The organism is Pseudemcibacter sp. (assembly GCF_965661635.1).
In the GTDB taxonomy this organism is placed as follows: domain Bacteria; phylum Pseudomonadota; class Alphaproteobacteria; order Sphingomonadales; family Emcibacteraceae; genus Pseudemcibacter.
Map to the genome: position 1 here is coordinate 1 of NZ_CBFIEP010000028.1, position 10,840 is coordinate 10,840.

The following is a 10,840-nucleotide window of genomic DNA, read 5'->3' on the forward strand; positions in this document are numbered from 1 at the left end:
GCATGGGTGATCATAAAAAGGCCGTTAAGCATTATAAACAAGCATATGACATTGTTGTTGCTGCACTTGGTGAAAAACACCCGCAAGCAGAACTTATAAAAAATTTATTGGATCAAGAAAGCGTAAAATAGTTTTATTGAACAGCTAGAATATTTTCTAAGCTCTCATCTTCCGAAATTTGATCTTGGGGTAATCCAAACGGCGAATTTTCAAGAAAATCATATAAATCAGAAAGCGGCAGTGGCTTACTAATAAAATACCCTTGAACCACATCACATCCGAATGCTTTTAACATATGTAGCGATATTTCATCTTCCACGCCTTCTGCTGTCACCTTAAGTCCAAGGTTATGCGCAAGGTCAATTGTTGACTTTACAAGAATTTCATCTTCTTTATTTTTTGCTAGATCAAGCACAAAGGACTTATCAATTTTTAATTCTTTAACGGGCATTTTCTTCAAATAACTCATTGATGAATATCCAGTACCATAATCATCAATTGAAAGCATCAAACCATAGCCATCTAAGGCATTAAGAACACCTAAAGCCTGCTCATGGTCATTCATGATCGCACTTTCCGTAATTTCAAGCAAAAGACGTGATCTAGGCACATGGTATTTCTCAAGTAAGCCTATAATCATTTCCGGTAACCGTTTATTTGAAAGATCACGAGCCGATAAAGTCACGATCCTCGCTATAGTGGAAGAAAAAAAAGATGAAATCGTCACTGCGGATATATGTGCAAACCTTGCACGACATGGGGTTAATATCACCGGCATGACCAGCGAACTTAATTATGATATCGGCGCTAAGATCATGGAAATATGCCTTGCCCATAATGCGGATCTCATTGTTTCGGGAGCTTGGGCGCACATGCGGCTCGCTGAACTGATATATGGTGGTGTAACAAAAACCCTCTTTAACAATCACGAAATACCAGTACTTTTCGCCCATTAAGGCTTAATATCCGGCAGCATAACCATCTTTTCGAGGATCGGAACCCGCGATTAAGGTTCCGTTCTCTCTATCGATCCATATGGCTTGTGAACCACCAATTGGTTTTGAAACCACATTAATATCATGACCTAACTCACTGAGTTTAAATCGACATTCATCACCCACAGAGATTTCTAAATCTAATTTTCCGCTTACGGGGTCAGGAAAGCTGCGCGGTAAATCCATGGCTTGTTGAATATCGTGGTTATAATCAAGCAATCTGCTTAAAAATTGCATATGACCGTATGCTTGATACTGCCCACCCATCACCCCAAAGGACATCACCGTTTTATCATTTTTTGCAAGCATTGCTGGAATAATCGTGTGTAAAGGCCGTTTATAGGCATCCATTTGATTTGGATGGCCTTTTATAAAATTAAAACCCTTCCCCCGACTATGGAGAAGCACACCCGTTTTGGGGGACATAAGCCCACTACCAAATGAATGGAATATTGAATTTATAAAACTGCAACAATTCCGGTCCTTATCGACTACACTTATATAAACAGTATCCCGATGATCTGGCATTTGATAATCAGACATCGTTAAAACGCGATCACCTTTAATTGTATCAATTAAATGATCGATATTCTTGTCTGATAAAATCTCTTCTAACTTACCACTGCCATAATCAGGATCCGATAAGTATAAATCCCTGATATGATAGGCTATTTTGCCAGCTTCCGCTTCATAATGAAGGTGCTCAGGGGAAAGTAAATCAAATTTATTTACCCCTAATCGATCCATAATTTTCAATAAAATTAAGGCAATAACCCCCTGCCCGTTTGGTGGACATTCATATACATCAAACCCTTGATAATTAACGGAAACGGGCGTGACAAAGTCACCCTTAGCCTCTTTAAAATCATCTAATGTATGTAACCCGCCACGATCCTTTAAATAGCTGACAATATCATCTGCAACAGTGCCTTGATAAAATTCATTTCGGCCTTCATTACCGATTATTTCCAAGTTATCTGCAAGTTCCGGTTGTTTATGGATATCTCCCGCACTTAATATACTACCACCGGGCATAAAAATACGTTTGGCATTTTCACATGAATTTAATGCCTCTTTTGCGCTCGCAAAATCAGCGGCGACCCGTGGGTATATTTTATACCCCTCACGCGCAAATTTAATTGCGGGCGCCAAAACCTCTTTAAGCGGCATTGAACCGTAATCTTCTGATAATCTGCACCACGCATCAACCGCTCCGGGAATGGTGACCGCATGCGGGCTATTTTGGGAAATTTCAGTTATTCCCTGATCCGCATAATATTTTGCAGTAGCGGCCTTAGGTGTTCTGCCTGATCCATTATAGGCGGCGTAATCCGTCCCTCCATTTGGGGCAAATATCGCAAAACAGTCCCCGCCTATTCCCGTTGATTGTGGTTCAACAACATTTTGCACACTCGCTGCACAAATGGCTGCATCAAGGGCATTTCCCCCTGATTTTAAAACCTCAAGCGCCGCATCAGTCGCAAGCGGATGTGACGTGGCCACCATACCGTTTTTTGCCGTAACTGGTGACCGTCCTATATCTGAATAATATATTTTTTTCAAAATACTTCCGTTTTTTACCCTTACGGATGTTCATCAAACCATTTAACGATATGCTGAATTTTCGTAATCAAGTTCGATGGACGCGCCGTAATGCCATGATATGATCCTGGAATACGTACAAGTGACGCTTCAACTTCCTGCATTTTAAGCGCTTGATAATATTGCTCACTTTCCGGCATTGGCGTTCTAAGGTCACTTTCCCCCGTAAGTAACATTGTCGGTGTAGTAACATTCCCAACCAATGATAATGGCGAACGCTTCCAATATTGTTCCTGATCATCCCATGGCATCGAACCGAACCAATATTTTGCAGATGATAATGACATATCGGAATAAAGTGTAAAACTTGTCCAGTTAATCACAGGCTTTGCCACCACTGCCGCTTTAAAGCGGTCCGTTTTACCAATGATCCAACTTGAAAGCACACCGCCCCCTGAACCACCGGTGACATATAATTTATCCGGATCCACAGTCCCCATACCGATAACATGATCAACACCGCTTATAAGGTCGTCATAATCATTGCTTGGATAATTATGATGAATTTTATTGGCAAATTCATATCCGTAACTGGTAGACCCACGTGGGTTGGTATAAAGCACCATATATCCCTTATTGGCCATCAATTGAATTTCAGCGGAAAAATGGGGCCCATATGCGGAAAATGGTCCACCATGAATTTCAAGGATAAGCGGATATTTTTTACTTGGGTCAAAATCCGTCGGTTTAACGAGCCATCCTTGAATATCAAGGCCATCATGACTTGATTTATACCAAACCTCTTCCACAGTGCCGAGCTTTCTATGATCAAGCAAATCACCATTGATATCCGTAATTTGTGTCACATCACCGCCGCGTCGTCCGACAACACCTATATTCGCCTGATCCATGGCGGTGGCGTACGTCATAACGATTTGACCATCACTGGCGACATTAAAGGTTCCTGATGAATATGGACGCCCGAATGATGTACCGCTTACGCCTTCTGTCACTTCATAAACATCACCTGACATATTCACACGCGCAATTTTATTCGTGCCTAAATCCGTATACTGGAAATAAATAGCCTTACCTACCCAATGAAATGTACCAACACTACGGTCAAGATCAGGTATTAAATTCTTAATTCCCGTACCGTCCGTATTCATGACATATAAATGATTATTATGATAACCCATACGTTCATCGTTTGACCCCGTATAGGCAATCATATTGCCGTCTGGTGATATTTTCGGATTACTATCCGGACCAAAGCGATCCGTCATCGGCGAAATGTTGCCGCTCATTAAATCAACGGCATAAATTTCGCTATCGCGGGTTTCCACTTTATGATTGTCATGACGGTTTGCTGAAAAATATAATATTGATCCATCAGCTGCCCACGCAATTTCTGAATTATGATTAAACGCACCCGATGTGACCTGATGCGGTGTGCCACCTAATGCGTGAACTGTAAAAATATGGCTGTTACCAGGTTTCACATAACCACTACCGTCACGGCGAAATTGTAATTCATCGATATATCTTGCTTTCTCTGCCCATTCTGCCCCTTCTGGCGCTTTTGGAAGCGGAGCATATGTTTTTGCTTTACCTGGTACATGGGCACTAAAAGCAATATATTTACTATCCGGTGACCAACTTAATCTTGAGGCCCCAGTTTGCAGCTGCGCCACTTCGAATGTTTCACCGCTATCCATAAAGCGGATCACAATTTGTGATTTCCCGCTTTCATTTGATATATAAGCAAGCATACGCCCATCCGGTGAAAGACGCGGATTTGAATTATTATTAAGTCCATTGGTAAGCGGACGATTATTATTCCCGTCCGTATCAACAATCCAGAGGTTACTACGTTTACGGTCTTTCATAATGTCCATGAAAGTACGCACATAAATCACACTCTCACCGTCTCTTGTGAATTGTGGATCATTTGAATATTCAAGTTCAAACACATCAAGCCAGTCGAAATTTTTCTGCTGCGCTTGTGCCGTTAATGGTAATAAAATTAATGTTGATACAAGGATTAATAAGTGTTTCATTTCCGCCCTCATTTATTATTTTGTGAAGGTAGCAGATTAAACGCAAACACGACAAATTGGCAATAGCTTGTTTTATAGATTATCTTAAGAAAACTTGTTTGTTTAAGTGAATATGATAAAGTTATTTATCAATATAATGGGGAACAATATGATTTATATATTTCGCTTAATGTAATAATATTTATTACATCCATTTCCACTGCAGCCATATCTCAGGAAATTGAAGTTCCCGATTTAGCTTCGGGCATATTATATTCATCTTCTTAAACCGCTTATAAGAATAAAGAATATAAAAAAGTATTCGCATATTTTGATAAAATTGCAAATGATGACCCAAAGAATATTCTCTATTCAAACATGGCCGGTATTAGTGCTCTTAATGTAAGCAATTATAAAGCTGCAATTGATCATCTCGAACGCGGGATAAATAATTTAGAGGGAATGGCAGATAATCACAAAAATTTAGCTACTATGTAACGAAATTACAGTATAGCACTAAGTTATGATAAGCAGCCCAAAAAAGCCATATCTGCAGCTGAAGAGGCCATGAAAAGAAATAAAGAAATATTCAGAAAAGATAATGAAGAAACTGCGGTTGATTTAAGAGTTTTAGCAATAGCAAACCATGGAAGTGGTAATCCAGATAAAGCATTTAAGCTTTTTAAAAACGCATTAGAAATATTAGATGATAAAAAATTGCGTGATTTGCCTAAAGTTCAAATTTTGCGCACAGGCATTATTAATGACATTAATAATATGGGCTATACCCTTGAAGGACCAGCTCAAGACTTCTTATATTTAGAACTTGCTAAAAGCGCCCTGCTTAAAAAAGATTATAACGAAGCAATTAAAAATTTAGATTTAACGATTGCAGCAAATGATAATGTTCCTCTTTATTATGATCTTCGAGCAAATACTCATTTCCGATTAAATAATATGACCTACGCAGTAAAGGATTTTATGTTTGCCGTTGATAGGTCCTTAAAAAAATGGCGGCGCTGCAGAAGAAAAAGTGCCGGAGTATTTTTTTAAAGCAGGTTCTATTTATATAGTTTTAAATGACACATATAATGCGATAAAATATTTAAAAAGCAGCAGAAGATCAAATAGATAAGAAAACCTCAGAATACACGGATTTAAAAATACAAACTTGAGCAATGTTATCTAAAGCATATACAATTGAAAATGATGCACTTAATTCTAAAAAATATAGCAACAAAATTCTATTAAACCATCAAATGGGACGATTAAATCATGTCAAAAACATTAATAGACTTGTTAATAATGCAAAGGATAATCTAAATAAAATTAATGAACTTAAGAAAACTATTGTTAAAGAAAATCCAGAAGCACAAAAGAACTATAAACAGGCTCAAAAATTGATGGCTGAAAAAAAATATGATCAAGCATACAATTACTTTATGAAAGCATCTTCTTTAGTTCCAAAAAACGTCCAATATAAATTTAGTGCTGGCAGCGCAGCTTCAAGAGCTAATAAACTTGATATAGCTCATAACAGAATGCTTGATGCTATAAAAACAAGCACTGAATTGAACGGAATGGATCATCCAAACAATGGGATGATATGGTTAGAAATTGGCAATATATGGGTTAAAAGAAATTATCCAGAAAATGCTTTAGAATTTTTCGAAAAAGCAGAAAAGAATTTATCATCTCATCACAATACTCCAAATAAAAATGTAGTCCTTGCTAAAGCTAAACTTGGCGAGACACTCGTTACGTTAAAAAGACATAATGAAGGTAATAAGCATTTAATGGAAGCACTAGAGATTACTAAAAACTTTACAAATGAAAATGATCATCATTTCTTAATTAGTAGTATTTACAAAGCTTGGCATTATCAAAAATATATAACGCAAATCATTCTGAAGCTGTTGACTACTACAACCGGGCTATTGAGTATAGAAAAAAACAAAATATTAATCCGGATTCTTACCTTGCAAATCTAAATCAATTAATTGGTCAATCGTACATTTTTATCGATCAACATGACAAAGCTATTGAATATCTCGAACTTGCAAAGAATAGCTACACTTCAATATACGGAATTGATAATTCCGCAAATGCAAATATAGATGAATACCTTGGAATGGCCTTTGAAAAAAAAGGGGATTACAATAAAGGTATTGCAAGTTATGATAGAGCTTATGTTCTTTATAAGAAAATCTATGGATCATTCGATACTCGCACAAAGAGTACAGAAGATAAAATCACCAAAGTTATGCAGAAATTAGCAGAAAATAGAAATGCATCTTAAGACAAAGTGTTTTTAGATTTAAATACCCTTGATAAAATTTTCTTTAAAAGGTTTAATCGCACAGGAAGATTAAACAGTAAGAGCATACTTTTATGAATATAGCGATCAAGCGATGTGATGAAAATGATTTAACGCCTGGGACCATCAATCGTCTTCTGGAACTCATTAATGCAGTATACGAAGAAACAGAAAGCGATCTTTGGAAACCTACTACATCAGGACGCACTTTTTACGACGAAGTAGAAGAGTTTGTTAAAGAGAGACAAATCTTTATCGCCCGTGAAAATGACGAAATTGTTGGTGCTGTAAAATTTGCTCCTGTGAATGAACACACACTTGAATTCGGCATGCTCGCTGCCGATAAAAAAATGCGTGGTTTGGGCCTTGGACGAGATCTTGTGAATATTGTTGAAAATCACGCCAGAAATAATGGTTACAAGACAATGCAACTTGAACTCTTAACCCCGCGTCACTGGAAAAACCCAGCAAAGGAATTTTTAAAAGTATGGTATAGCCGTCTTGGTTATATCCCAGAGAAAAGCATGCCATTCGAAGAAGTTTCACCACACCGAATCCATGAATTTGCCACTGATTGTGACTTTACAGTTTGGCTTAAAAAACTCTGATTTTTATGCTACTTCACGAAATTATCACGAAACATGCACGCACCCTTCACGCAATTATCACAACAATAACAATGACTTTCACACTTACTTGTAATCATTTTAAGTTAATGTGATCGCAACATCCCTCATATTCACATTATCGCCGAACGCGATGATGTATGCTATCACATTACGTTGATTTTCACACATCAAAACTGAGACAAAATGAAACACATTCTTTCGCACATAATGCGAAAGTAAATATGAAAGTTAATAAAATGAACAAAAAATTTATTTCTACATCAATCCTACTTGCCGCTACAACAATCGGCGCATACCTAATTACACCTATGAAATGGTAAGACCAATATTTGAGCAATATAAGCAGGAAATTCCTATAAATCACCTTGATATGCCGACCGAAGAACTCCCTGAAACTGGTGTTGAAATGAAAGAATTATTTGACCGTATAAGCCGATATATAGGTGAAAACGCGGGTAAATAACAAAACTCTAATTCTCCCTCATTTATTGGAAAATAATCCTGAATTTGCCATAGCGTTTATTTTATGCGAAAGTACTTTTGGGACTTCAATAAAAGAGGGAGAAAAAAATGAATTTCATAAAAAATTTAGAACCACAATGCTATGCGTTACTTAGAATAGTAACTGGCTTTCTATTTATGTTCCACGGCACTAATTACATCCTTAGTTGGCCAATGGCACGTGGCATGGAAAATGCGCCTTGGTTTATGGCCTATATCGGTATGCCAATACTCACTTTTGGTGGATTGCTCACTTTCATCGGATTTTATTCTCGCCCTGCTGCCTTTTTATCATCGGGCATGATGGCAGTGGCATATTGGATGGCATATGGCAGCAAAGCCTTTAACCCACCAGCGGACAGCACCAATTCATTTATTGAACTTATGCTGCCAATTGTTAACCGTGGTGAGCTTTCCGTAATGTTCTGTTTTGCTATGCTTTATATTTCTTCGCGTGGTAGCGGGATTTGGAGCGTCGATGCCGCTCGTGGAAATAAAGACTAACTAAATGAAAGCTAAATTTATTCAAATTTCGATTGCGCTGATTGTTTTCGCGATTACATCGTTTAACGCTAACGCGCAATCGGATGGTTTTCGTGACAAGGAAACCATTGATGCCGCTTTTATGGCGGAACTCATTAATCTTGGGTTTGAAAATGGTGAATATCCTGATGTGGAGCCTGGCTTTACCATTACGGAAAACCTTATTCGCACGGAACCAACAAGTGCACTAGCCCCTGACGGCAGCATTACGCAGGGGCATGTGCCAACCGATGTCACCACGGAAGACGTGGTTCATGCGTCGGCCTTGGCTTGTGCCGCCTCAATTAATCAACTTAAAATGGCGGCAGGTGGTGATTTAAGCAACATTCGTAAAATCGCCAATATCCGTTATAAAACGCTAACGGTTAAAGAATATTTTGATTATATCCCGGCATCTAACAGCTGCTCGACAATGATGCTGCGTGTTTTTGGTGACACCGCCGGATCACACACCCGCCATGCAGAAGGTCAAGCCACCACTGCGGGCAATCAAACCTTCCAAATTGAAATGTTGGTTTATTTAAAATGATGAAAAAGTTATTTGCCATATCTTTATTATTTCTTGCCGCTTGTTCTGAACAAACAACGATAGAACCCGTTACTGAAACAACAATCGATGACCGTTTAAATATTGAACTTGAACGTCTCGGCTTTAAAGATGGAATGCCGGAACTTCCGCCCGTATTTGGTCCTTATGAACCATCAGTCGTCGTTGATAAGGAAATTTATATCACCGCCTCTGCCGCATATACCCCAAAAGGAACATGGATCACCGGAACCATTACCAATGATACACCTGCGGAACATATGCTTTACGCCGCTGAACTTACGGTTATACAAGCCTTAAACCGTATTCGCCTTGCAATAGGTGGTGACCTTAATAATCTTGGTGGCTTACATAATGTTGTGGTCATGACAACTGCACCCGTTGATTACCCCCACGTTGAAATGGTCGCAGAGGCAACATCGGCAATGATCATCCGCATTTTTGGACCGGAACTTGGTAAACATGAACGCAGCATCCTGCGCAGTGTATCCCTGCCCGTCAACATGACCCACGAAACTGAAATCAGAGCCTATACCAAATAATGACGACGCTTTTTGTTCCTGATGACTTTATTGTGCCCGACGGCCTAATTCACGATCACTTTATTCTTCAAATGTTAGAGCCAAGCATTAATGAACTTGATTATCAAACGGTTATGTCAAGCCGCGAAAATTTGCGTTCAATCTTTGCTGAACATGATGAATGGCCTACGGATGATATGACGCTCGCAGATAACCTTAATGATCTTATCGCCCATGAAAAAGAATTTATCGACCGTATTGCCTTCGCTTATACTGTTTTAACCCCTGATAAATCGAAATGCATCGGCTGCATTTATATTGAACCCAGCAACCGTGATGGTGTAGATTGTGAAACCTTTTATTGGCTAAGTGATGATAATCAACATTTATTCAATGAATTTGAAGAAATCCTCAAATCATGGCTAAAGGAAAAATGGCCATTTAACAATATCGCCTACCCCGGTAGAAGTATAAGCTGGCAACAATGGGGATCAAGATCCCATAGTCATATATAATCGTTGTAACGTTATAGCAAAACTTACTGAAAACCATTAATTGGCAACCCTTTAATTGACAAGCCTTTAATAGCTGAGTAAATTATTTCCAATTAAAAATATCAAAATGATGGGATAAAAATGTTAAAAAAATCTATAGTGCTTAAAGCCGCATTGCTCAGCAGCGTATTAATTTTAAGCGCCTGTGACAATGCAAATGAAACCGCCAATACTGAAACCGACGAACAAGCAACCGCTGCCACCGAAATGGCCGCGGGTGCTGCGGCTGATAACGCAATGGAAAATGATGCGGATTTAATCAATCGCGCAATGGCTATTCATGAGCGGGTCATTACGCTTGATACACATGATGATATCAATGTGAAAAACTTTACGGATGCGGTTAACTACACCCAAGATACGGATTCACAAGTAAATTTGCCGAAAATGGTTGAAGGTGGTCTTGATGTGGCATTCTTTATTGTATTTACGGGACAACGCGAACTTAACGAAGAAGGCTACGCCGCCGCATATGAAAATGCCATGGCAAAATTTAACGCCATTCATTGGCTAACAACCGTTAAAGCACCGGATCAAATTGAACTGGCGCTTACTTCCGATGATGTGCGCCGCATTGATGGTCTTGGTAAAAAAGTGGCCATGATCGGTATTGAAAATGCTTATCCTGTTGGAACCGATCTATCCAACATTA

Annotated in this window: 14 protein-coding genes; 11 read left to right on the forward strand and 3 right to left on the reverse strand. The window is 38.7% G+C overall.

Translation table 11 applies throughout. From position 1 onward, the window contains the following. Positions 1–133 precede the first annotated feature (133 nt). Positions 134–640, reverse strand: a complete 507-nt coding sequence (locus tag ACTF6W_RS01835; RefSeq protein ID WP_438992839.1) for an EAL domain-containing protein — start codon at positions 638–640, stop codon at positions 134–136. Between ACTF6W_RS01835 and ACTF6W_RS01840 the strand changes: the two genes are divergently transcribed. Beyond that, positions 564–956, forward strand: a complete 393-nt coding sequence (locus ACTF6W_RS01840; protein ID WP_438992842.1) for a universal stress protein — start codon at positions 564–566, stop codon at positions 954–956. The two genes, ACTF6W_RS01835 and ACTF6W_RS01840, sit on opposite strands and share 77 nt — an antisense overlap. A 3-nt stretch (positions 957–959) precedes the next feature. Here the strand turns inward: ACTF6W_RS01840 and ggt are convergent, their stop codons facing one another. Together ggt and ACTF6W_RS01850 are read right to left on the reverse strand one after the other, a co-directional pair. After that, positions 960–2,558, reverse strand: a complete 1,599-nt coding sequence (ggt, locus tag ACTF6W_RS01845; protein WP_438992830.1) for a gamma-glutamyltransferase — start codon at positions 2,556–2,558, stop codon at positions 960–962. Between the two features lie 20 nt (positions 2,559–2,578). After that, on the reverse strand, positions 2,579–4,597 hold the full coding sequence (locus ACTF6W_RS01850; protein WP_438992831.1) for a S9 family peptidase: 2,019 nt from the start codon (positions 4,595–4,597) through the stop codon (positions 2,579–2,581). A 489-nt stretch (positions 4,598–5,086) separates the two neighbouring features. Here ACTF6W_RS01850 and ACTF6W_RS01855 point away from each other — a divergent pair, with 489 nt between their 5' ends. The 10 genes from ACTF6W_RS01855 to ACTF6W_RS01900 all read left to right on the forward strand — a co-directional run. Beyond that, the gene (locus tag ACTF6W_RS01855) at positions 5,087–5,629 is read left to right on the forward strand and encodes a tetratricopeptide repeat protein (RefSeq protein ID WP_438992840.1); all 543 of its coding nucleotides are present in this window, start codon (positions 5,087–5,089) and stop codon (positions 5,627–5,629) included. A gap of 125 nt (positions 5,630–5,754) precedes the next feature. After that, positions 5,755–6,567, forward strand: coding sequence for a tetratricopeptide repeat protein (locus ACTF6W_RS01860; protein WP_438992832.1), 813 nt, complete (start codon positions 5,755–5,757; stop codon positions 6,565–6,567). 140 nt (positions 6,568–6,707) lie between these two features. Beyond that, complete coding sequence (locus tag ACTF6W_RS01865) at positions 6,708–6,875, forward strand: hypothetical protein (RefSeq protein WP_438992843.1); 168 nt, start codon at positions 6,708–6,710, stop codon at positions 6,873–6,875. Positions 6,876–6,967: 92 nt separating this feature from the next. Then, on the forward strand, positions 6,968–7,501 hold the full coding sequence (locus tag ACTF6W_RS01870; RefSeq protein ID WP_438992833.1) for a GNAT family N-acetyltransferase: 534 nt from the start codon (positions 6,968–6,970) through the stop codon (positions 7,499–7,501). A gap of 334 nt (positions 7,502–7,835) precedes the next feature. Next, positions 7,836–7,985, forward strand: a complete 150-nt coding sequence (locus ACTF6W_RS01875; RefSeq protein ID WP_438992834.1) for a hypothetical protein — start codon at positions 7,836–7,838, stop codon at positions 7,983–7,985. Positions 7,986–8,092: 107 nt separating this feature from the next. Then, positions 8,093–8,527, forward strand: a complete 435-nt coding sequence (locus ACTF6W_RS01880) for a DoxX family protein (RefSeq protein WP_438992835.1) — start codon at positions 8,093–8,095, stop codon at positions 8,525–8,527. 4 nt (positions 8,528–8,531) lie between these two features. Further along, positions 8,532–9,095, forward strand: a complete 564-nt coding sequence (locus tag ACTF6W_RS01885) for a hypothetical protein (RefSeq protein ID WP_438992836.1) — start codon at positions 8,532–8,534, stop codon at positions 9,093–9,095. Next, complete coding sequence (locus ACTF6W_RS01890) at positions 9,092–9,655, forward strand: hypothetical protein (RefSeq protein WP_438992837.1); 564 nt, start codon at positions 9,092–9,094, stop codon at positions 9,653–9,655. Before ACTF6W_RS01885 ends, ACTF6W_RS01890 begins: the two co-directional genes overlap by 4 nt. Further along, positions 9,655–10,149: a hypothetical protein gene (locus ACTF6W_RS01895; RefSeq protein WP_438992838.1), complete on the forward strand. Its 495-nt coding sequence runs from the start codon at positions 9,655–9,657 to the stop codon at positions 10,147–10,149. Before ACTF6W_RS01890 ends, ACTF6W_RS01895 begins: the two co-directional genes overlap by 1 nt. A 276-nt stretch (positions 10,150–10,425) precedes the next feature. Further along, the coding region (locus tag ACTF6W_RS01900; RefSeq protein WP_438992841.1) for a membrane dipeptidase at positions 10,426–10,840 on the forward strand (415 nt) is incomplete at its 3' end.